20 protein-coding genes, 2 tRNA genes and 2 pseudogenes are annotated in these 22250 nt (G+C 65.3%); 17 read left to right on the top strand and 7 right to left on the bottom strand.

The window, feature by feature from the left end; genetic code table 11:
• Positions 1-3 precede the first annotated feature (3 nt).
• A complete protein-coding gene (locus LH400_RS06365; protein WP_229151834.1) occupies positions 4-408 on the top strand; it encodes a response regulator in 405 nt (134 codons plus the stop codon).
• A 3-nt stretch (positions 409-411) separates the two neighbouring features.
• On the opposite strand, the gene LH400_RS25975 is transcribed toward LH400_RS06365, so the two are convergent.
• Together LH400_RS25975 and LH400_RS06360 are read right to left on the bottom strand one after the other, a co-directional pair.
• Positions 412-534: a hypothetical protein gene (locus LH400_RS25975; RefSeq protein ID WP_255616850.1), complete on the bottom strand. Its 123-nt coding sequence runs from the start codon at positions 532-534 to the stop codon at positions 412-414.
• A 190-nt stretch (positions 535-724) separates the two neighbouring features.
• Positions 725-800, bottom strand: a tRNA-Ala gene (locus tag LH400_RS06360).
• 345 nt (positions 801-1145) lie between these two features.
• On the opposite strand from LH400_RS06360, the gene LH400_RS06355 reads away from it, so the two are divergent.
• A complete protein-coding gene (locus LH400_RS06355) occupies positions 1146-1970 on the top strand; it encodes a lytic murein transglycosylase (RefSeq protein ID WP_229151833.1) in 825 nt (274 codons plus the stop codon).
• Positions 1971-2075: 105 nt separating this feature from the next.
• Here the strand turns inward: LH400_RS06355 and LH400_RS06350 are convergent, their stop codons facing one another.
• Positions 2076-2807 carry a glutathione S-transferase gene (locus tag LH400_RS06350; protein ID WP_229151832.1) on the bottom strand — a complete coding sequence of 244 codons (732 nt, stop codon included), beginning with the start codon at positions 2805-2807 and terminating at the stop codon, positions 2076-2078.
• Between the two features lie 406 nt (positions 2808-3213).
• On the opposite strand from LH400_RS06350, the gene LH400_RS06345 reads away from it, so the two are divergent.
• From LH400_RS06345 to LH400_RS06320, 6 genes are all read left to right on the top strand, one after another.
• Complete coding sequence (locus LH400_RS06345) at positions 3214-4800, top strand: peptide ABC transporter substrate-binding protein (RefSeq protein ID WP_229151831.1); 1587 nt, start codon at positions 3214-3216, stop codon at positions 4798-4800.
• Positions 4801-4924: 124 nt separating this feature from the next.
• Positions 4925-5848: an ABC transporter permease subunit gene (locus tag LH400_RS06340; protein WP_229151830.1), complete on the top strand. Its 924-nt coding sequence runs from the start codon at positions 4925-4927 to the stop codon at positions 5846-5848.
• Positions 5845-6774: an ABC transporter permease gene (locus tag LH400_RS06335; RefSeq protein ID WP_229151829.1), complete on the top strand. Its 930-nt coding sequence runs from the start codon at positions 5845-5847 to the stop codon at positions 6772-6774. Before LH400_RS06340 ends, LH400_RS06335 begins: the two co-directional genes overlap by 4 nt.
• Positions 6775-6779: 5 nt before the next feature.
• Positions 6780-7814, top strand: coding sequence for an ABC transporter ATP-binding protein (locus tag LH400_RS06330; protein WP_229151828.1), 1035 nt, complete (start codon positions 6780-6782; stop codon positions 7812-7814).
• Complete coding sequence (locus LH400_RS26170; RefSeq protein WP_229151827.1) at positions 7807-8817, top strand: ABC transporter ATP-binding protein; 1011 nt, start codon at positions 7807-7809, stop codon at positions 8815-8817. The genes LH400_RS06330 and LH400_RS26170 overlap by 8 nt, the downstream gene beginning before the upstream one ends.
• A 182-nt stretch (positions 8818-8999) precedes the next feature.
• Positions 9000-10550, top strand: a complete 1551-nt coding sequence (locus tag LH400_RS06320; protein WP_229151826.1) for a methyl-accepting chemotaxis protein — start codon at positions 9000-9002, stop codon at positions 10548-10550.
• A 64-nt stretch (positions 10551-10614) separates the two neighbouring features.
• Here LH400_RS06320 and LH400_RS06315 read toward each other — a convergent pair whose 3' ends face one another.
• The 3 genes from LH400_RS06315 to LH400_RS06305 all read right to left on the bottom strand — a co-directional run bounded on the left by LH400_RS06315 (position 10615) and on the right by LH400_RS06305 (position 13681).
• The gene (locus LH400_RS06315; RefSeq protein ID WP_229151825.1) at positions 10615-11424 is read right to left on the bottom strand and encodes an ATP-binding cassette domain-containing protein; all 810 of its coding nucleotides are present in this window, start codon (positions 11422-11424) and stop codon (positions 10615-10617) included.
• Positions 11400-12503 (bottom strand): ABC transporter permease, encoded by a 1104-nt coding sequence (locus LH400_RS06310; protein ID WP_229151824.1) that lies wholly within the window; start codon positions 12501-12503, stop codon positions 11400-11402. The genes LH400_RS06315 and LH400_RS06310 overlap by 25 nt, the downstream gene beginning before the upstream one ends.
• Before the next feature lie 152 nt (positions 12504-12655).
• Positions 12656-13681 carry a sugar ABC transporter substrate-binding protein gene (locus LH400_RS06305; protein WP_229151823.1) on the bottom strand — a complete coding sequence of 342 codons (1026 nt, stop codon included), beginning with the start codon at positions 13679-13681 and terminating at the stop codon, positions 12656-12658.
• 480 nt (positions 13682-14161) lie between these two features.
• Between LH400_RS06305 and LH400_RS06300 the strand changes: the two genes are divergently transcribed.
• The 5 genes from LH400_RS06300 (at position 14162) to LH400_RS06280 (ending at position 18411) form a co-directional block, all read left to right on the top strand.
• Positions 14162-15391 carry an ROK family transcriptional regulator gene (locus LH400_RS06300; protein WP_229151822.1) on the top strand — a complete coding sequence of 410 codons (1230 nt, stop codon included), beginning with the start codon at positions 14162-14164 and terminating at the stop codon, positions 15389-15391.
• A gap of 118 nt (positions 15392-15509) precedes the next feature.
• Positions 15510-15878 carry a VOC family protein gene (locus LH400_RS06295; protein ID WP_229151821.1) on the top strand — a complete coding sequence of 123 codons (369 nt, stop codon included), beginning with the start codon at positions 15510-15512 and terminating at the stop codon, positions 15876-15878.
• Positions 15875-16717, top strand: coding sequence for an exodeoxyribonuclease III (gene xth, locus LH400_RS06290; RefSeq protein ID WP_229151820.1), 843 nt, complete (start codon positions 15875-15877; stop codon positions 16715-16717). Before LH400_RS06295 ends, xth begins: the two co-directional genes overlap by 4 nt.
• Entirely contained in the window at positions 16704-17156 is a 453-nt protein-coding gene (locus LH400_RS06285; RefSeq protein WP_229151819.1) for a DUF1810 domain-containing protein, read from the top strand. Before xth ends, LH400_RS06285 begins: the two co-directional genes overlap by 14 nt.
• 163 nt (positions 17157-17319) lie before the next feature.
• Positions 17320-18411, top strand: a complete 1092-nt coding sequence (locus LH400_RS06280) for a GGDEF domain-containing protein (RefSeq protein WP_229151818.1) — start codon at positions 17320-17322, stop codon at positions 18409-18411.
• Positions 18412-18573: 162 nt separating this feature from the next.
• Here LH400_RS06280 and LH400_RS06275 read toward each other — a convergent pair whose 3' ends face one another.
• Positions 18574-18978 carry a DUF6496 domain-containing protein gene (locus LH400_RS06275; RefSeq protein ID WP_229151817.1) on the bottom strand — a complete coding sequence of 135 codons (405 nt, stop codon included), beginning with the start codon at positions 18976-18978 and terminating at the stop codon, positions 18574-18576.
• A gap of 337 nt (positions 18979-19315) precedes the next feature.
• Between LH400_RS06275 and LH400_RS06270 the strand changes: the two genes are divergently transcribed.
• From LH400_RS06270 to LH400_RS06255, 4 genes and pseudogenes are all read left to right on the top strand, one after another.
• Positions 19316-19391: transfer RNA gene (locus tag LH400_RS06270), tRNA-Phe, on the top strand.
• A gap of 233 nt (positions 19392-19624) precedes the next feature.
• Positions 19625-20968 carry a tyrosine-type recombinase/integrase gene (locus LH400_RS06265; protein ID WP_229151816.1) on the top strand — a complete coding sequence of 448 codons (1344 nt, stop codon included), beginning with the start codon at positions 19625-19627 and terminating at the stop codon, positions 20966-20968.
• A gap of 107 nt (positions 20969-21075) precedes the next feature.
• Positions 21076-21270 (top strand): annotated as a pseudogene (locus LH400_RS26490) (IS91 family transposase); the annotation flags it as partial.
• Between the two features lie 585 nt (positions 21271-21855).
• Positions 21856-22122, top strand: a pseudogene (locus LH400_RS06255) (transposase); the annotation flags it as partial.
• Positions 22123-22250: the final 128 nt, after the last annotated feature.

The raw sequence follows: 22250 nt of genomic DNA, 5'->3' as shown, positions 1-22250 counted from the left end.
GGGATGCTGAAGGGGCGCAGAATCCTGATCGTCGAGGACGACTACTTCCTCGCGGAGGACATGATGCTGCTGTTCACCGAGGCCGGCGCCACGGTGGCCGGGCCGGTGGCGACACTCGCGGAGGCGCTGGCCGCAGTCGAGGGCGAGGCGCAGCTCGACGGCGCCGTGCTCGACATCAACCTGCGCGGCGAGTTGAGCTTCCCGGTCGCCGACGCGCTGATATCGCGCGGCGTGCCGTTCGTCTTCGCCACGGGCTACGACTGCTCGCTGCTTCCGGAACGTTTCGCGAATGTCCCGGCTTGTGAAAAGCCGGTTGCGCCCGACTGGCTGACGGCTACCCTGTTCGGCAGCGGGAAGGACGCGGCCGATGTGACGGGCGCCGGCACATCCGCCTCGTCCGGCACCTGACGGTCAGTCGAGCCCGGCCGCGTGGCGGATCGCGCCGAGATCGGCGCCGATGAAGGACTGGATGCCGATCAGCGGCTGCCCCTCGGTGGCCAGTCGCACGAAGCCCCGGATGGTCTCTGTGTCCATCCCGCCGGTCCCGAACCATTCGCTGTGGCAGATCGGTTCGCCGATCGGATGGTGCCGGTCGGGGCGGGCCTCGACCTCGTCGACGAAGCGGATCGCGCGGGCAGCTTTCGCGCAGCGCGTCGATCGACGCGCGCATTCGGTTCGGCTCGAAGAACCGAGAACCATACCGGCACTGCAAAGAGGAAGGCATTGGTGGAGCTGAGCGGGATCGAACCGCTGACCTCGTCATTGCGAACGACGCGCTCTCCCAACTGAGCTACAGCCCCGTCCACCGTTGCGAGCGGCATTTAGTGCGCGGGCCGGGGCACTGTCAACGGCTTTCGGGACGCCGCCATGAAACTGTCGCGGTTGTGCCCTTCGCAATGGGGGGCCGATCGGCTAGGAAGGCGGGGTGTTGCGTGATGCGGGGGTCAGGCGCGGCGGAAGCGGTGCGTTTTCACTCCGCCCGGAGCCTTCGGCCCCTTGCTTCTGCCGACTGGTGGCTGCGGGCGCTGGTTGGCCCGGTGCGGGGTGGCCGGTGTGTTCGGTCCGGCCTGCCCGCTTCCCGCAAGAATCGATCAACCTTCCGCCGCTCCCCGATCGGTGGACCTTGCCCAATGAGGACAAGCGACATGAATTTCAGACGAACCTTCCTGACGGCCATCGCCGCCGCCGCCCTGGCAACGGGCTTTTCGGCAGCGCCCGCGCTCGCAGCCCAGTGCGGCAACTCGGCCGGCGGGTTCAACCAGTGGAAGCAGCAGATGGCCCAGGAGGCCGTGCGTGCCGGGATCTCCCAGCGCACCGTCGAGGCGGCGCTGATGCCGGCCCAGTACTCCTCCAAGGTGATCAGCCTCGATCGCAATCAGCATTCGATGAACCTGTCGCTCGACGCCTTCATGGCGCGGCGCGCGCCGGCCTCCTTCGTCTCGAAGGGCAAGCGCATCATCTCGCAGAACCGCCAGCTGCTCAATTCGATCGAGCAGCGCTACGGCGTGCAGAAGGAGGTGCTGGTCGCGATCTGGGGCATGGAGACCGGCTTCGGCTCCAATTCCGGCAACATGAACGTCTTCAACTCGCTGGCGACGCTCGCCTATGACTGCCGCCGCTCGGACTTCTTCACTGAGGAGCTCCTCGCCGCGCTCGGCATCGTCGATCGGGGCGACATGCGCCCGAACCAGATGCGCGGCGCCTGGGCCGGCGAAATCGGCCAGACCCAGTTTCTCGCCAAGAACTATCTGCGCTTCGCCGTGGACGGCGACGGCAACGGCCGCCGCGACCTGATCAATTCGAAGGCCGATGTCCTCGCCTCGACCGCGAACTTCCTGCGCCAGCACGGCTGGCAGCCGGGCGCCGGCTACCAGCCGGGCCAGCCGAACTTCTCGGTCCTGCGCGACTGGAACAGGGCCGGCGTCTACCAGAAGGCACTCGCCCTCTTCGCCTCCAAGCTCGCCAGCTGATGCGGATCGGCAGGGCGCTTGCCCTGCCGCCCAACCATCTGAAAGGCTTTTGCGCCCCGGCCTTCCGCCGGGGCGTTCGTTTGTCCGGCAGCTATTGTCCGGCAGCTATTCCGCGTCGAGCTCCGGATAGTGCCGGAAGATGCCGCTTTCGTTAAAGGGAAGGCGGCGCTCGCTGGCGAGATAGGCGGCGACCGCCTCATGCCTCGACACGCGCTCCACCAGGCTGCGGATCTTCGGATAGTCGCCCGCGATGTTCGCCATGCGCCGGGGGAATGCGTATTCCAGCCCGAGCCATGTCTGGAACAGGCCGAGATCGGCATAGGTCAGCCGGTCGCCGACGAGGAAGTCCGGACCCTCCGGGTTGTTCGACAGGAGCTTCTCGTACCAGCCAAGGAATTTCGGGATGCGCTCGTTGCGGAAGCCTTCCGCGCGGCGCTTGGATTCCGATTTCTGGTCCTCGTAATAGAGGCCCGTGCCGACCGGATGATGCACGTCGTGCGCTTCGGCGACGAGATCGGCGGTGGTGAAGGCGATCGAGCGGGCGAACTGCCGGTCGGCCTCGCGAAGCGGTGCGAGCCCGTGCTTCTCCCCGAGATAGGCGGAGGTTTCCGCCGCCTGAGAGATCACGAGATCGCCGTCGATCAGGAAGGGCGGGGCGAACGGAATGAGCGGACCGCGCTCGCCCGACAGGAAGGCCGTCATCGCCTTCATGCCGCCGCCTTCGCTTTCCGCCAGCCGTGCGACGTCGCGATAGGCGACTTCCGCCGCTTCGAGGACGAGCCGGGGATACTCGCCGCGTCCGGGCCCCATCGGCCAGTAGTAGAGATCGTAGCTCAAGATTTGCTCCTACGCTGGTTCGCGGCAGGAATGCGGTCCAGCCCGGATCGATCCACGCGACCGGGAGGGGCGTTCCTCGTGCTGAGACGAGAGGTGCCGTCCTTTCGATCACAACTTCGCGACCCATGGACGGAAAACCACGGCCGAACCGGTTTATCCTCGCTATCCACAGTCACGCTTCGACAATTTTTTCCTTTGCGTCATAGGCAGTGCGCGCGCCGTCCGATCGCGGGCGGAGCCGCTGTCCGCCTCGTTTTTGCAACCGCTAATGACGCTTCGTCAGCACTTTCCGCAGGCCGTTGCTGCGCAATCTTTGCCCAGTGTCCCTCTGGACAGCAGCGACCCCAATCGCGACAGATGCGCATCAAGGATGCGCCGCCGGCGCTACTTGTGGAGGCAGATTCCCATGAGCTTTTCGTTCAGAACATTCACGGGCGCGCTGGCGCTCTCGACCCTGTTGGCGGTTGGCGCTGCAGAGGCGAAGGAAATGGTCGTCTACAATGGCGGCGACGTCACCTCGCTCGATCCGCAGAAGCTTTCCGGCGACTGGGAAGACCGGGTCGCGGGCGACATCTACGAGGGCCTGTTCACCGAGGATGCCAACGCCAAGCCGGTGCTGGGCGTCGCCAAGAGCTACGAGGTCTCCGACGACGGCCTGACCTATACGTTCAAGCTGCGGGACGATGCGAAGTGGTCGGACGGCGAGCCGGTGACGGCGGAGGACTTCGTCTTCGCCTTCCGCCGGCTGATGGACCCGAAGAACGCCGCGCAATACGCCTATCTGCAATATCCGATGAAGAACGCCGAGGCGATCAACACCGGCAAGATCAAGGATACGTCCGAGCTGGGCATCAAGGCGGTCGACGACAAGACGCTTCAGATCACGCTCGAGCATGCGGTGCCGTACTATCCAAGCCTGTTGATGCACTACACCGCCTATCCGATCCCCAAGCACCTCGTCGACAAGGTCGGCGACGCCTGGGTCAAGATCGGCAACATCGTCACCGACGGGCCCTACAAGCCGGTCGAGTGGGTGCCGGGCAGCCATGTGCTCACCGCCAAGAACGACCAGTGGTACGACGTGAAGGATCTCGACATCGACGGCGTCCGCTTCCTGTCGATGGAGGACGTGTCGGCCGGCTTCCGACGCTACCAGGCCGGCGAGATCGACTGGATGACCGACTATCCGAAGGACCAGTTCAAGTTCATCGAGGCGAACCTGCCGGGGCAGGGGCATTTCGCGCCCTTCGCCGGCCTCTACTACTACGTCTTCAACACCTCCAAGCCGCCCTTCGACAATGCCAAGGTACGCCAGGCGCTGTCGATGGCGGTCTATCGCGAGGCGATCGGCCCGAAGGTGCTCGGCTCCGGCGAGCCCGCCGCCTTCGGCTGGGTGCCTCCGGGCATGAACAACTATCCGGAGGAGGGCGCCCGCTTCGACTGGAAGGACGAGCCCTATCCGCAGCGCGTCGAGGAAGCCAAGAAGCTCCTTGCCGAGGCTGGCTACGGGCCTGACAAGCCGCTGAACATCACGCTCAGCTACAACACCTCCGACAACCACAAGCGGATCGCCGTCGCGATCGCCGCCATGTGGAAGCCGCTCGGCATCAATGTCAGCCTGGTCAACGCCGAGGTGAAGGTCCACTACGCCAATCTGCGCGAGGGCGCCTTCGAGGTCGCCCGCGCCGGATGGCTCGCCGACTTCAACGATCCCGTCAATTTCCTCGACCTCCTGAAGACCGGTATCGAGATGAATTACGGACGCTGGTCGAACGAGAAATACGACGCCCTGCTCGAAGAGGCCTCGACCCAGCAGGACCTCGAAAAGCGCGCCGAGACGCTGGAAAGCGCCGAGAAGATCGCGCTGGACGACGATGCCGCGCTGCCGATCTACTTCTACCTGTCGGAGAACATCGTATCTCCGAAGATCAAGGGCTTCGAGGACAACGTCTTCGACAAGCACCGCACGCGCTGGATGTCGATGAGCGAATAGGCCAACCGCCACGACCGGCTGGCGACGAGTTCGCCGGCCGGCCATCGGCATGCGCCGGTTGGTGCATGCATCCCGCACCGGGGCCGATCAACGAGCCCCGGGCGAAAATCGAGACGATCCTGACATGCTGATCTTCGTCCTGAAGCGGCTCGCTTCGACGATCCCGGTGATCCTGATCGCGATCACCGCCTGCTTCTTCATCCTGCGGCTCGCGCCCGGCGGGCCGTTCGACCAGGAGCGGGCGCTGCCTCCGGAAGTTCTGGCGAACCTGCGCGCCTACTACCATCTCGACGATCCGCTCGTCGTCCAGTATTTGCGCTATCTCGGCCGGCTGATCCATCTCGACCTCGGCCCGTCCTTCGTCACCAAGGACTTCACCGTCGGCCAGCAGATCGCCATCGGCCTGCCCTACACGCTGATCCTCGGCGGCTCGGCCTTTCTTCTCGCCGTCGTCCTCGGCATCGCGGCCGGCATCTACGGCGCGCTCTACAAGAACCGGTCGGCGGACTATCTCATCGCCGCCATTGCGATGGCCGGGCTGGTCGTGCCGAACTTCCTGGTCGCGCCGATCCTGCAGCTCGTCTTCGGTGTCCATCTCGCCTGGCTGCCGGTGGGCGGCTGGGGCGACGGATCGCTCCGCTTCCTCCTGATGCCGGTGATCGTGCTGGCGCTGCCGCACATCGCGCGCATCTCGCGGCTGATGCGCGGCTCGCTGATCGAGACGCTCAACGCCAACTTCATCAAGACCGCGCGGGCGAAGGGGATCGGCGGACGCCGCGTGATCCTCAACCATGCGCTCCGTCCCGCGCTTACCCCGGTCGTCTCCTATCTCGGGCCGGCGGCGGGCTATCTCCTCACCGGGTCGATCGTGGTGGAACAGATCTTCGGTATTCCCGGCATCGGCCGCTATTTCGTCAACGCCGCGCTCAACCGCGACTACGGCATGGTGCTCGGTACGGTGATCTTCTACATGGCGCTGATCGTCGCCCTCAATCTCCTCGTCGATCTCGCCTATGCTTGGCTCGACCCGAAGGTGCGGCGCCGATGACCCTTTACGCAGACAAGCGCCGGGCGCTCGAAGAGGCCTTCATCGATCGCGAGGAGGACGCGGATCTGCCGCGCGGCAAGCCGCGTTCGCTCACCCGCGACGCCATGCGCAGGTTCCGCTCGAACGCCGCGGCGATGGTGGCGCTGGTCGTCCTTGTGTTCATCATCCTCGCCGCTCTCGTCGGGCCCTATCTCATCCCCTTCGACTACGAGACGCCGGACTGGTCGGCCTTCGGCGCGCCGCCCTCGATCGAGTCCGGCCACTATTTCGGCACCGACCAGAACGGCCGCGACCTTCTCGCCCGCTGCTTCTACGGCACGCGGATCTCGCTCCTCGTGGCGATCATCGCGACCACGGTCTCGGTCTGCGTCGGCGTTCTCTACGGCGCGGTCTCGGGCTTTGCCGGCGGCGTCGTCGATTCCGCCATGATGCGCTTCGTCGACGTCATGTACGCCCTGCCGTACATCCTGTTCGTCATTCTCCTGATGGTGATGTTCGGCCGCGACGTCTTCCTGCTGTTTGCCGCGATCGGCCTTCTGGAATGGCTGACCATGGCGCGGATCGTGCGTGGTCAGACGCTGTCGCTCAAGGAGAAGGAGTTCGTGGAGGCCGCGCGCGCCGCCGGCGTCTCGAGCTTCCCGATCATCCTGAGGCACATCGTGCCGAACCTGGTCGGCCCGGTGGTCATCTATGCGACGCTGACCATTCCGGAGATCGTCATCACCGAGAGCTTCCTGTCCTATCTCGGCTTCGGCGTTCAGGAACCGCTGACCTCGCTGGGCACGCTGATCTCCGAGGGCACGAAGGCGATCGGGGCGGCCGACTGGCTGCTCCTCTTCCCCGGCGGGATTCTCGTCACGCTGCTGCTCGCCTTCGCCTTCGTCGGCGACGGCCTGCGCGACGCGTTCGACCCGAAGGACCGGTGATGGCAATGTCCGACACACGCGACGCGCAGCCGCTTCTCCAGCTTTCCGACTACGCCATCCGCTTCGCCACCCCCGACGGGACGGTGAAGGCGGTGAACGGCCTCGACATCGCCGTCGCGCGCGGCGAGACGCTGGCCGTCGTCGGCGAATCGGGCTCCGGCAAGAGCCAGACCTTCAACGGCGTCTTCGGCCTTCTCGCCGGCAATGCGAAGACCGACGGCAAGGCGCTGTTCGAAGGCCGCGATCTGCTGTCGCTGTCGCCGCGCGAGCTCGACGGCATTCGCGGCGCCGATATGGCCATGGTGTTCCAGGACCCGATGACGGCGCTGAACCCGGCCATGAAGATCAGGCGCCAGCTGTCGGAGACGCTGACCATCCATCGCGGCATGATCCGGCGCGAGGCCGAGGCCGAGGCGCTGGCCATGCTGAAGAAGGTGGGCATTCCGGAGGCCGAGCGGCGCATCGACCAGTATCCGCACGAATTGTCCGGCGGCATGCGCCAGCGCATCGTCATCGCCATGGCGCTTCTGTGCCGGCCGAAGCTGATCGTCGCCGACGAGCCGACGACGGCCCTCGACGTCACCATCCAGGCGCAGATCCTCGACCTCTTCCGCGACCTCTCGGAAGATTTCGGCACGGCGCTGGTGCTGATCACCCACGACCTCGGCGTCGTCGCCGGCATCGCGGACCGGGTGGTGGTCATGTATGCCGGCCGCGTGGTCGAGGAGGCGGGGGTCGATGCGCTTTTCGAGCGTCCGGCGATGCCTTACACGGCGGCGCTGATCCGCTCGATCCCGCGCGTCGACCGCGAGGTCGAGGCGGTGGAGCCGATCCCCGGCCGGCCGCCGGATCTCATTCATCCGCCGACGGGCTGCCCCTTCCATCCCCGCTGCCGCTTCGCCGAGGACAAATGCCGGCGCGAACGCCCGCCGCTCGCCGAGGTGGAGCCGGGCCGACGGGCGGCCTGCTGGTTCCCCTTCGTCGATGCCGGGCCGAACCACGGCGAACGCGCCGGAACACCGGAGACGCTGAATGGCTGAGACGCTTCTGTCGGTCGAGCATCTGTCGACCGTGTTCGAGCTTCGCGGCAAGTCCCTCTTCGCCAAGCCGGTCCACCTCACCGCCGTCAACGACGTCTCCTTCGACCTCGTCGCGGGCGAGACGCTCGGCATCGTCGGCGAGTCAGGCTGCGGGAAGTCGACGCTCGGCCGCTCCATCCTCCGGCTGATCGAACCAACGGGCGGCCGCATCGTCTGGCAGGGCCGGTCGCTGACCGATCTCTCCGACAGCGAGATGCGCAAGGCGCGGCGGGACCTGTCGATCATCTTCCAGGACCCGATCGCCTCGCTCGATCCGCGCATGACCGTCGGCCAGATAATCGCCGAGCCGCTCAGGGTCGCTGAGCCAGACCTCGGCCGGGCGGAGCGGCGCGAACGGGTGTCGCGGGTGATGGAGGAGGTCGGGCTCGCGCCGGAGATGGCCAACCGCTATCCGCACGAGTTCTCCGGCGGCCAGGCTCAGCGCATCGGCATCGCCCGCGCGATCGTGACCGAGCCGAAACTAATCGTCTGCGACGAGCCAGTCTCGGCGCTCGACGTCTCGATCCAGGCGCAGATCGTCAACCTCCTCAAGGGGCTGAAGGAGCGGATGGGGCTGACGCTGATCTTCATCAGCCACGACCTGTCGGTCGTGCGCCTCGTCTCGGACCGGATCCTCGTCCTCTATCTCGGCCGGGTCGTCGAGATCGGACCGCGCAAGGACGTCTTCCAGAACCCTGGCCACCCCTATACCAAGGCGCTCCTGTCGGCGGCGCCCATCCCCGACCCGGTCGTGGCACGGGCACGTGAGCGCACGGTGCTGCAGGGCGATCCGCCGTCCCCGATCCGCCCGCCGTCCGGCTGCGCCTTCCGCACGCGGTGCCCGATCGCTCAGCCGGTGTGCGCCGAGAACCCGCCGCCGCTGATCCCGGTCGGTGACCGGCATCGCGCCGCCTGTCTGTTTGCGGAAGACGTGGTGCAGGCACCTAGCACTATGGCCGGATGATCTTTCTGCTTCGCAATTATAAGTAAAGTGTCGCAATTGTCTGCCATCGAAGAGTGAATGATTTCATCTTTGATCAATCCGTTGTTAATCGACCGGCGGCATGTTCCGAATCGAACAACCCGTCGAGATGCGGCTATGCGCAAGGGGTGCTGAGGCCGTCGACGTCAGCGTCGAGAACCCATATGTCCGTAAGCCAAACCGCAGATCTGTCCGCCGTTTCCATCGGTGAACTTGACGAGGCCGCCAAGGCTGCCATCCGCCGGATCACCCCGGTCGTCGAAGCGTCCCTCGACGAGTCGCTCGAGGATTTCTACGCGGTCGTGCGCGCGCATCCGAAGATGCGGAGCTTCTTTTCGGACGAGCAGCACCTGAAGATGGCCCAGGGCAAGCAACGGGCGCATTGGCAGGCCCTCGCACGCGGCGAGATCGACGCCGCCCATGCCGAGCGCACCCGCAAGATCGGCGCGGCCCATGCCCGGATCGGCCTTGAGCCGAAATATTTCGTCGCCGGCTATGGACGGCTGCTCGGCGCGATGGTGCACAAGGCGACTGTCGCGCTCTGGCCGAAAGGCATGTTCGGCAAGGGCAAGGCGGAGGAAGTCGGCGCATCGCTCGACGCGCTTGTCCGGGTCGGGCTGATCGACATGGAACTGTCGATCTCGAACTATCTCGACATCTTGACCAGGGAAGCCGCACAAAGGAGCATCGAGGCGGAGAAGGAACGCGCCGAAGCGGTCCGCAAGGGCGTCATGGGCCAGGTCGGATCGGCGCTGGAACGGCTCGCCAAGGGCGACCTGTCGCAGCCGATCACCGCCGATTTCCCGCCCGAGTTCCAGGCGCTGAAGGAGAATTTCAACCGCGCCCAGGAAGCCTTCGGCGACATGGTCGGCTCGGTGCGCGGCTCCGCCGACGCGGTCGGCACCGGCGCGGGCGAGATTTCCGTCGCCTCGGACGATCTCGCACGTCGGACCGAGCAGCAGGCGGCAAGCCTCGAAGAGACCACGGCGGCGTTGCAGGAACTTTCGAACTCCGTGCAGAGCGCCTCGAAGCGGGCACACCAGGCGTCCGAGACGGTGACGAGCTCAATGCAGGAGGCACAGACGGTCGAGGCGATCGTCAAAAAGGCGGTCGACGCCATGGGACGGATCGAGCAGTCGTCCAACAAGATCGGCATGATCATCGGCGTGATCGACGAGATCGCCTTCCAGACCAATCTCCTGGCGCTGAATGCCGGCGTCGAGGCGGCCCGTGCGGGCGAGGCCGGCAAGGGCTTCGCGGTCGTCGCCCAGGAGGTGCGCGGCCTTGCGCAGCGCTCGGCCGAGGCGGCCAAGGAAATCAAGGAACTGATCAACCGGAGCTCGGAGGAGATCGCCTCCGGGGTCGCGCTCGTGTCGAGCACGGGCACGGCTCTCGAGAAGATCGTGTCGCGTTCCGGCGAGATCACCGCCAGCGTCTCCGAGATCGCTGAGACCGCCAACACGCAGGCGAGCGCGATCGCCGAGGTGTCGACCGCGATCAACCAGATGGACCAGACGACGCAGCAGAACGCCGCGATGGTCGAGGAAGCCGCGGCGGTCGCCGTCAGCCTCAAGGATGCGGCCGCCGAGCTGCTCCAGGCGATGGCGATGATCCGAACCGCCGGCGCCAGGGGGGCGGGCGGGGAGGGACCGGCCCGCCAGCGCGCGGCCGACCTTCAGGACGGCCTGCGCCGCAAGGGCATGATCGCGGCGTAAAACGGTCTCAGACACGGCCGGCGAGGGCGGCGATACCGCAGTCGTCCCGCCGTCCTTCCGCCTATCAGACCGCCATCTGCTCCGGCGCCTTGGCGCCGGTCATCAGCGCCACGGCGTCGTTCATCGTCGCGGTCTTCGGGTCGATCACGCAGAGCCGCTTGCCGAGCCGGTGGATGTGGATCCGGTCGGCGATCTCGAAGACATGCGGCATGTTGTGCGAGATGAGCACGATGGGCAGACCGCGCGAACGCACTTCCTGGATGAGGTCTAGCACCTTGCGCGACTCCTTCACGCCGAGGGCGGCGGTCGGCTCGTCGAGCAACAGGACCTTCGAGCCGAAGGCGGCCGCCCGGGCGACGGCGACGCCCTGACGCTGGCCGCCCGACAGGGTCTCGACCGCCTGGTCGATGTTCTGGATGGTCAGGAGCCCGAGATCGGAGAGCTTCTCGCGCGCGGTCTGGCGCATCGCCGGCTTGTCGAGCATGCGCAGATATTTGCCGGCAAAGCCCCGCCGGCGGATCTCGCGGCCGAGAAACATGTTGTCGGCGATCGACAGGGCCGGAGACAGCGCCAGCTGCTGGTAGACCGTCTCGATCCCGGCTTCGCGCGCCGCGTTCGGGTGGTCGAAGAAGACCGGCTTGCCCTCCAGATGGATCGTGCCGCTGTCGGACCTCACCGCGCCGGTCAGCGCCTTGATCATCGTCGACTTGCCGGCGCCGTTGTCGCCGATAACGGCGAGGATTTCGCCCGGGTAGAGGTCGAAGTCGCAATTGTCCATCGCCACCACGCGGCCGTAGCGCTTGACGAGATTGCGGGCGGACAGGATCGGCTGCTTTGCGGATACGGGGCTCATGCCGAGACCTTTCTGATCCATTGATCGGCGGCGACGGCCGCGATGATGAGGGCGCCGACGGTAAGTCGCGTCCATTGTGGATCGGTGCCCCAGATCCTGAGGCCCATGGCGAAGACGCCGACGATCAGCGCACCGACCAGCGTGCCGACCACCGAGCCCCGGCCGCCGAACAGCGAGGTGCCGCCGATCACCACGGCGGTGATCGCCTGGATGTTGGCTTCGTAGCCGGAGGTGGGCGAGACCGAGCCGAGGCGGCCGATGATCGCCCAGCCGGCGAGACCGCAGATCAGACCCGCCGTGGCGTAGACGGCGATCAGCGTGCCGGAGAGGCTGATGCCTGACAGGCGCGCGGCATCCTGGTCGTCGCCGACGGCATAGACGTGCCGACCCCAGGCGGTATTGTTGAGGATGTACCAGAAGAGGGCGACCAGCAGCACCATGAACACGGCGCCGGTGGTGAAGGTCGCGCCTGCGAAGCGGAAGGTGGTGCCGAAGAACTGCAGGATCGGTGCGCTGGCGGCCACGTCCTGCGCGCGGATCGTCTCGTTCGCCGAATAGATGAAGTTGGTCGCCTCGAAGACGAACCAGGTGCCGAGCGTGACGATGAAGGGTGGCAGGCGCACGAGCGCGACAAGCGCACCGTTGATCAGGCCGCAGATCGTGCCGACGCCGAGGCCCGCGACCAGCGCGAGCGGCCCAGGCAGGCCGTAATGGAAGGCGAGCTGGCCCATGATGACCGAGGACAGCACCATGATCGCCCCGACCGACAGGTCGATGCCGGCGGTGAGGATCACCAGCGTCTGGGCGACGCCGATAATGCCGACGATTGTCACCTGTTGGAGAATCAGCGTCATCGTCAGCGGGTTGAAGAACCGGCTGCCGACGACGATGCCGAAGAAGGCGATGGCGACCACGAGCACGATCACCGGCACGAGCGTGGGATTGCCGTGCAGCGTATGCTGAAGGTTGCTCAGCGGGCCGCGGTGACCGGCAAAGCTCGCGACGCTCGTATCGCTCTTCGACAGACCCGCCTCGAAATCCTCGTTTTCGCCGTCGCGCCGTTTGGCCGTGCCGGTTGTTTCCGTCGTGGGCTTGCTCATCGCCGATCCTCCTCCCGAGGTGACGCGGAGAATGGCCGGGAGGGGCGGCGGCGTCGCCCGTCCCGGCGGCGGTCACGCGTCTTTCGACCGCCTCGGATCGTCGCGGGACCAAACGGCGATCGTCGCCGCCGTCCGGTCCGGGCTCTGGCCGATCAGCCCCAGCAGGCCTCGCTGCCGTAGGCCGTATCCTTGGAGGGAACGCCGTCGACCGGCTTGTCGGTGATCAGGTCGACGCCGGTATTGGTGAAGTCCAGACCCTCGGTCGTCTTCGGCTTCTCGCCGGTCTTGACGAAGTTCGCGATCGCCTCGACGCCGAGGGCGGCCATCTTCAGGGGATACTGCATCGACGTCGCGCCGATGATGCCTTCCTTGACGTTCTGGACGCCCGGGCAGCCGCCGTCGATCGAGACCAGCAGCGTGTCGGAATCCTTGCCCAGCGACTTCAGCGCCTGATAGGCGCCGGCCGCCGCCGGCTCATTGATCGTGTAGACGACGTTGATCGAGGGATCCTTCTGGAGAAGGTTCTCCATCGCCTGACGGCCGCCTTCCTCGTTGCCATTGGTGATGTCGTGGCCGGAGATGCGCGGATCGTCCTCGTCGCCGATGACGTTCTTGTTCTTCACGTCGATGCCGAAGCCCTCCATGAAGCCCTGATCGCGCATGACGTCGACAGAGGGCTGGGCCGGGATGAGGTCGAGGAAGGCGATGTGCGCGTCCTTGGCATCCTCGCCGAGCGTCGCCTTTGCCCACTGGCCGATCAGCTTGCCGGCCTCGAAATTGTCGGTGGCGAAGGTCGCGTCGGCCGCGTCGATCGGCTCGAAGGATGTGTCGAGGGCGATCACCAGGAGGCCGGCATCACGCGCCTTCTTGACTATCGGCACAAGGGCCTTGGTGTCGGTGGGCGTGATCAGGATGCCCTTGGCGCGGCCGGCGATGCAACTTTCGATGGCGGCGACCTGGCTTTCGGTGTCGCCGTCGATGCGACCGGCATAGGACTGCAGGTTGATGCCGAGTTCCTTGGCCTTCGCCTCGGCGCCCTCTTTCATCTTGACGAAGAACGGGTTGGTGTCAGTCTTGGTGATCAGGCACACGGTGTCTTCCGACTGTGCCAGGGCAGGAACCGCAAAGATTGTGGCTGCCACAAGAGCCGAGGATGCAAGAAGCGAACGGAATGTCACGAGATTTACCTCCCAGAATTGATCTTCGACAGCGCGCCGGGCGCATATCGGGCACCGATCGACCTCCACGCCAACCAGTGGACCAGATCGAACACCAGCCACGGCGGCATGTCAACGAATATAAATCAGATGGAGTTATTTATTGACGGCATCTTTACGGTCTGCGAGTGTCGGCTATTCGGCCTGGCTCTGCCCGTAGCGAATGAGGGTCCGAGCCTGCCGGTGATGAGAATTTGCCGACTCTTGCCTCCCCCGAAGGGCTCCTGCGAGCGCGGGGCGTGTTCGCGAGTTCGGCTGGTGGAATGTGACCGGCAGTCGATGCGCGCGTAGCGGCAGGCGTCGTCTCGTGTGCCGGGCGGGGACGCTCGATCGGGGACAGCGGATTGCCACTGGCGCCGAAGTCGGGCGACGGCATTGTCGTGAAGCGCTGCGGGCAGCTATCGGGAGAAGGTCACTGGCCGGTTCGATATGGAGAGGCGCATGGACGAAGTGACGGCGGCCGCTGACGCTCCGGAGGAATTCATCCAGGAAAGCCGCATGCGCGGCTCCAACCAGTCGGCATTGCGCGCCCACAACAAGCGCGCGGTGCTGACCCTGATCCGCCGGCACGGACGCCTGGCCAAGGCCGATATCGCGCGCCATACCGGCCTGTCGCCGCAGACGGCCTCGGTGATCATGCGCACGCTCGAGCAGGAGGAACTGGTCCTGCGCGGCAAGCCGCGCCGCGGCCGCGTCGGCCAGCCTTCGATCCCGATGCGCCTCAACCCCGACGGCGCCTTCGGGCTCGGCCTGAAGATCGGCCGGCGGTCGGTGGAACTCGTGCTGATGGACTTCGTCGGCCAGATCCGGGCGCGGGCCCGGCAGACCTACGCCCTGCCACGCCTCCAGCCGATCCTCGACTTCGTGCGCGGGGCCCATGCGCAATTGGTCGATTCGATCGGGCCGGAATTCGGAACGCGCATCGCCGGCCTTGGCGTGGCCATGCCGTTCGAACTGTGGTCCTGGGCGGAGGAGATCGGCGCGCCGGCCGAAACGATGGACGAGTGGCGCACGGTCGACGTCGTCGCAGCGCTTCAGGACGTCACCGGCCGCTCGGTGCATCTCGCCAACGACGCCACGGCCGCCTGCGCGGCCGAAAACGTCTTCGGCACCAGCGGGTCGACGGATTTCGTCTATTTCTTCGTGGGGGCCTTTGCCGGCGGCGGCATCGTCATGAATGGCGACCTCGTCCAGGGCCGCACCGGCAATGCGGGCGCGCTCGGCTCGATGCCCGTGCCCGCCGCGGATGGCGGCGTCGACCAGCTGATCAACTTCGCCTCGCTTCATGTCCTGGAGAAGATGATCGAGGCCGAGGGCGGCGATCCCCTGGGGATCTGGCGCGAGGACGCGACCTGGATACGGCTCGGACCGGTCCTCGATCGTTGGCTGGAGGTGGCGGCGAGGGGCCTCGCCTTCGCCATCGTCTCGGTGAACGCGGTCTACGACTTCGAATGCGCGATCATCGAGGGCAGCTTTCCTCCGCCGGTGCGCGAAAGGCTGGTGGATGCTACCGCGCGCGCGATCGCCCGGCTGAAGCGCCAGGGCCTGACGCCGATGGGCGTGCGGTCCGGTACGATCGGCTCCAGCGCCCGCGAGATCGGCTCGGCGAGCCTGCCCTTCTTCGCGCACTATCTGCTCGATCATCGGGTGCTCCTGACCGAGCCGGGCTGAGTGATCCCGAGCAAGCGTGACCGGCGCAATTCCCTCGGACGGAAGTTGTTGCGGCCCTTGCCCGAACCCGGCGGCGGCGAGATGCGTTTTCCGGTGCCTGTGAGATGGGAGGCGTGTGATGAGCGTTCGGCGGATCGTTGCCAATGTGGCGACCGACAGTCCTGAGGAAGCCCGGCGCTTCTATGGCGAAGTCCTGGGGCTCGAGGTGCTGATGGATATGGGCTGGATCGTGACCTACGGCTCCGGCGAGCCGGCGCCGGTGCAGATCAGCTTTGCCAGCGAAGGCGGTGCCGGGACCCCGGTTCCGGATCTGTCGATCGAGGTCGACGATCTCGTCTCGGTGCGCCGGCGAATGGAAGCGGCCGGCTTCAAGATAAAATACGGACCGGTCGCCGAGCCCTGGGGCGTCACCCGGTTCTTCGTGCGCGACCCCTTCGGGCGGTTGGTGAACATTCTCCAGCACGGCGCCGGACATGGCGGTGGATGAGGATCGCCAGCTTCAACGTCAACGGTGTCAACGGCCGCCTCGCCATTCTCCTCGACTGGCTGGCTGAGACGGAGCCCGACGTCGTGTGCCTTCAGGAACTGAAGGCGCCGGACGGCAAGTTCCCGCAGGACGCGATCAGCGCCGCGGGATATCAGGCGATCTGGCATGGCCAGCCCCGCTGGAACGGCGTCGCCATTCTCGCCCGCGGGACCGAGCCGCTGGAGACGCGCTGCGGCCTGCCGGACGGTCCGGACGATGGCCAGAGCCGCTATCTGGAGGCGGCGGTCCGGGGCGTCCTGATCGGCTGTCTCTATGCGCCGAACGGCAATCCGGCGCCGGGGCCGAAGTTCGATTACAAGCTTCGCTGGCTCGACCGCTTGAAAGCCCACGCCGGGGACCTTCTTGCGACCGGTGCGCCGGTGGTGCTGGCTGGCGACTACAACATCATTCCGAGCGAGATCGACGTTTACAGGCCGGAGCGATGGACCGACGACGCGCTGTTCCGTCCGCAGGTTCGCGAAGCGTTCGCCCGGCTTCTCGCCGATGGTTGGACGGATGCGGTCCGCGATCTTCATCCGCAGGAACGGATCTACACCTTCTGGGATTATCTGCGGAACGCCTTTGAGCGGGATGCCGGGCTGCGTCTCGACCACTTCCTCCTCAGCCCGTCGATCAAGGACCGGCTCATCGCCAGCGGCGTCGACCGATCAGTCCGGGGCTGGCAGAAGGCGAGCGATCATGCTCCGGCCTGGATCGAACTCGCCGACGCTCCAGCCCCGAAGTCCCCGCGCCGCCGGAAGCCGAAACTCGCTGGAAGGAAAGACGATGCCCGCCGGTGATCCCTTCGACCTCGACCGCTTCGTCACCGCGCAGGAGGGCGTCTTTGAGACGGCGCTCGCCGAACTCAGGGCCGGCCGAAAGCGGACGCACTGGATGTGGTTCGTCTTTCCGCAACTGCGGGGCCTCGGCCATTCGCCGACGGCGCAGCATTTCGGTATCGCCTCACTCGAGGAGGCACGGGCCTATCTGTCGCATGCCCTGCTCGGACCCCGCGTGACCGAGGCGACCGAGGCAGTTCTAGGCGTGACCGGATGCTCCCTTCACCAGATATTCGGCTCGCCCGACGACATGAAGTTCCGCTCGTCGATGACGCTGTTCGAGCGGGCGGCGGCGGAGGGCGGCGGCGGCCCGTTCGCGCGGGCACTCGACCAGTGGTGCGGCGGCGAACGCGATCCGAAGACTCATGCGATGCTCGGTCGGACGCTCTCGAAATCCTAAGCAACAAGTAATGTTGCATGAGAGATTATCCATGTATCAATTGTTGATCCACGGCGACTTCCGGTCGATGCGAAGTAGTGCTTTAGCCGTTAGTCAACGCTTGCCCGTTAATCTCTTGCGCATGGGATTGGACAAAACAGAGGGCGCGAACGGCCGGAAAGCGTTGTCATCGACGACGCACAACGAACTCGTAGCCTTTCTGTTCGACAACCGGTTTCCAATACTGCTCCTCACGCTGGCTCTCAACCTCGTGGCAATGGTCGCGGCGGTGGAGATCGGCGGCCCGTTCATGACGATCCTGGCGGTCGCGGCAGCCGGCGTCGGGGCCGCACGAATCTCGATCGTCTTCATCTATCACCGCGGGGCGAGCGGTCGCGACGTGCGATCGTGGGAGCGGCTCTATGCGGTGGGCTCCTTCCTGTTCGCGGCGATCGTCAGCCTGACCTGCGCGCTGATCCTCATGACCGGCGACCGCAGTCTGCATCTCATGGCTGTCGGCCTCCTCTATGCCTATGCGGCGGGAATCACGGCACGCTTGTCGGTGCGGCCATGGATCTGCAATCCCTGCCTCCTGATCGCGGCGCTTCCTCCGATCTTCGCGATGGTGATCCAGGGCGAGCCCGACTATCTGGCACTGGCGACCCTGACGCTCATCATGCTCGTCGCGGCCCTCGAAACGGTCAGCCATATCCACATCCACATCGTGCGAAGCCTCGAATCGCATCAGCGCCTCGCCGAGCTTGCCCAATCGGATCAGCTGACCCGCCTGCCCAACCGGCTGGTGCTCGAGACCCATCTCAGCCGGGCGCTGGAGCGGCGACATGAGGGGGCGCTGCTGGCCGTCCATTTTCTCGATCTCGACCGCTTCAAGGACGCGAACGACCGGTTCGGTCACGGCGTCGGCGATGCCGTCCTGAAGACGGTGGCGGCGCGGCTGCGTGGCCTCGTCCGGGAAGACGATCTCGTCGCGCGCTTCGGCGGGGACGAGTTCGTGATCGTGCAAGGCGACCTGCGGCAGGTCGAGGAAGCCGGGCTTCTGGCCATCCGGATCGTGAAGTCGCTTGAGGAGCCGATCGCGATCGAGGGAAGGATAGTCGCAATCGGCGCAACGGTCGGCGTCGCAGTCGCGCCGCTGGATGCCGACAAGCCGAGAGCCCTTATCGAGAAGGCGGACGCGGCGCTCTATGCCGCCAAGCGCCGCCGGCGCGGAACGGTGGCCTTCGCGAGCGAAGAGGTTCCCGTCGCCGCAGCGTAGCTGCTGGGCGGCCATTCGCGTGGCCTCTGGCGGAACCCTGCGGCTTGCCGCAGCCTCGGCCGACGCGGATCCGGCAGGGTGCAGCTCAGCCAGGCACGAACGCCGGCTCCGCCAGGTCTTCTTCCGAGCGAAAGCGCCGTCCGGAGCGCAGGCGCGGCGCGGTCAGCTCAGCGCCTTTTCCAGCTCGCGCTTCGACATCTTCGAGCGCCCGGAAATGTCGCGCTTCTTCGCCTCGTCGTAGAGTTCCGACTTTGTCTTGTCGGATCCTCCACCCGATCCGCTCGAACGCGTCGCCCCCTTCATCGTGCGGTCCTGGGCCTTCTTGCCCTCTGCCTCGGCCTCGGCGGTCTCGCCCTTGCGCTCCTTCTTCTTGGTCCGGGAGAGGTTCTGCCGGTTCTTCTTCGGGCTCTCCTGGTTCGTCGCGCCGGCCTCTTCCAGGGCGATGGCGACGGCCTGGTTGCGGTCCTTCACCTTCGGGCCGTTTTCGTTGATCGTCAGCTCGCCGTGCTTGTACTCGTGCATCACGCGCGAGATGGTCTCCTTCTGGGCTTTCGTCTGCTTGGCCATGATCGTCTCCCTTGGGTTTTGAGCCCATAACCCCGATCGTCGCGCGTGGTTCATTCGTCCGGCGACATGACGGCGATTCCTGCGGTGGAACGGCGGGGGAGGGACGAGGCGAATGAAGCGCAGGCCCGGGCGTGACGAAGAGCGCGCCCGAGCCCGAGGCCGCAGCCCGGCGCGCCGAAGGAGACAGGACGCCGTTCCTGCGCACAACCTGGACGGATGACACTTTTTCGACGAAGCGGACCTCAGGTGCTGGACAGCCCGCCGGAGCTTTCATATAAGGCACTCGCTTTCCCCGGCGCCGGGCCCGCAAGGGCCTACCGATTGCCGGCATGCGGGCGCCCAGGTAGCTCAGTTGGTAGAGCATGCGACTGAAAATCGCAGTGTCGGTGGTTCGATTCCACCCCTGGGCACCAACAATCTCAAGCACTTAGCGGCAATCTAACTAGCGCCGAAAAGACCGGATTTCGCTAGCGCAGCCTAGCACAGGACGTCTTTAACCACGTTATTAAACAACGCGTTAGAGCATCAGGCATTATGCTGTGTAGCACAGCGTTAACGCATTTGATTAGCAAATAACTCGGAAATATCCTGGCGTATTGGCGTGCACTGAGTGCGTCATTTCGGTTGTCTATTTCGAGTTTTGTCCATGCCAACGATCTTCAGCGGCGACGAGTATCAGCTTTTCACCCGCCCCGATAACCCTCAAATCAATGCGCGCTTCTCCATCCCTAACCAAGGGCAGCGCCGCGTCTCTCTCAGAACTTCCGATATCACAATCGCGCACGCCAGGGCCCAAGCCGAACTCTATAAATGCAGGGCGTTGGCCGAAGCCGGGCTGGTGGTCACGAACAAAAAATTCGAAGACATCGCCGAGGAGTTCATCGCTGGACTGCACCGGGCCGTCGAGCGTGGGGACAAGCCGGAATATCAGGTGAAGGGCTATCCCGGGGTGATTCGGCGCTTCTTCATCCCCTATTTCGGGAAGCGCCTCATGAGCGCGATTACCAGTGCCGACATCGAGAGGTTCTGGGATTGGCGGCGAGAGTATTGGCTGACAGGTCCAGGTTCGAAGGATCCCACCATCGTTTATTATCGCCGGAAGCGCGACGATGTTGGGCCGCCCGCGCGGATCGTGCGCCCGGTGAAAGAGAAGTCTCCTTCTCCCGCCACGATGAAGCTGGAAGGCTGGCTGCTCAAGCAGGTGTTCGAGCATGGCCAGCGCACTGGCTATGTGAAGCATCTGCCCGTGATCGCGCCGCCGAAGGACACCAGCCGCAGGGATCGATCACGCCCGGGCTTCACCCTGGAAGAGTTCGCACACCTCAAGAAGGTTAGTGAGGAGCGAGTGGCCGAATACGCTCAGAACCCCAACTGGAAGCCCGGCAAACGTGACAAGGCAGACGACGAACGCGGACGCAACCAGCGCATCTACTTGGATCGGATCAAACTACACGCTTACTGCATGATTGCCGGCTTCACCGGCCTTCGTCCCACTGAGTTGAAGAACCTCGACTGGGGCGACGTAGAAGCGCGGCGGTTTGACATCAAAGGCGGCACGCAGACCGATGCCATCGTTCTGCAGGTGAGGGGGAAAGGAAAAAGCCGGGAGATGGTGTCTCAGCCGGAGGCGCTCTCGTATTTCAACCTCCTCCGAAATGTCTGCGCCCTTGAGCTTGGTAGAGACGTTAAGGCTGAAGATCCTGTCTTCACTAACCGGGATGGCGAGCGCGCCACGTCGTACAAGAAGGGACTGATCGAGCTTCTGGAAGCGGCGAAGCTCAGGTTCAACCGCGAGGGCCGTCGCCGGGACAGCTTCTCGTTCCGCCACCTCTACATCACCGAGCAGATCCACGGCGGCGTGGACGTTCACATGCTTGCGCGGAACGCAGGGACGTCAACTCAAATGATCGACCGGTTCTATTCAAAATTCCTGCCTACCAGCAGCATCAAGACGCTGACCCCGGACTGGCTGAACCACCGGCCGAGTTGACCAGAAGGCCAGCGTCGTCGGAATTGTTGGAAACGGTCGCGTGGGGGCCGAAGAACGAACCCGCTTCGCGGGAGGGTGCCTGCGGTTGAGGTAGAGAGCACAAGAGGATTGCCGCGCTCGCCCGTGAGCTCCTGGATGTCGCCGCGCCGCCTGATGGCGGTACATCAGGCGTACCGGATGACCTCCGGCTGCCATGCCCCTGCTGTGGCGGGCGCATGATCGTCATCGAGGTGTTCGAACGGTGGAGGCAGCCGCGCGGACCGCCACATGCATCGGCGACGAACCCGGAGACCGTCCCATGACCCGGCATGGCAGCACCCAGCGATCAGCCGCGGGCGCCCAACCTTCGGCAACGGGTCCGCGCGTGCCCATGGTGACCATAAACGCCAGAACGCGCGTGTCTGTACCAATGCCGCGCTGGCACCATCGCGCGGGGGCGGAACGAAGCGGCCCGTCTGCATCCATCCCGGCGCTTGCCGATGACGCCCACGCCATCGCCGACATCAGCCGCACAGCGAAATCTCCATAGCCGTCGACTTGTGGCCCGCGGGTTCCTTCCTCGGGGACTGTCGTACGCCTGCCGACGCCCGAAACTCTTCACGGTAGCAGACCGACTGCCTTTTTACTACCGTTCGCTGTAAGCAGGCTCTCTCCTGAGGTATCGCTTATCTCATGGCCAGCGTGTCGTTGCACGGGTCGGTCCAGAAAGTTGATGGAGTAAATAGCTTCATGTCTGAGATGACCAACCCCCATGATGCGCTCATCGCGTTTCAAGCAGCGCTCATGCACTCTACATCAAAGCGATCGTGGGCCGCGACAATGCCGCTGGAGCGTACCCTGTTTTGACCGGACAGGCGGCATAGCCGATAAGGCATAGGCATCCGCATATGAGTACGACTATGTCGAAAGCTCCTGATGGCCCGTTTTCGCGGGTTGAAGTCATCACCTCCGTGCAGCGCCGGCGGCGATGGTCGACCGCCGAGAAGGTCCGCCTCGTGGAAGAGGCGATGCAGCCGGGAATGAGCGTGTCCTTCGTGGCACGGCAGGCGGGCGTCTCGCCGTCGCAGCTCTTTGCTTGGAAGCGCCGGATGCTGGAGGGCGGCCATGCCGCGGTTCAGGCCGACGATTGTTGTGAAGGCGTTGCCGCGACGCGTTCAGACCGATAACAGATTGTCGGCCTCTAGTGGCGCCAGAGCGAGCAACCGTCTGAAGACGAGCGCTGCAGGCACCAGCCTGTCGGGCCAGCCGCCGACTCCTCATTCTGCGGATTCGCGCATAAAGA

Origin of the sequence: Jiella soli, assembly GCF_020615385.1 — a bacterium.
Lineage (GTDB): Bacteria > Pseudomonadota > Alphaproteobacteria > Rhizobiales > Rhizobiaceae > VKMB-3413.
Note: the sequence above shows the minus strand (reverse complement) of the source record. Positions and strands in the feature narration are given on the sequence as shown.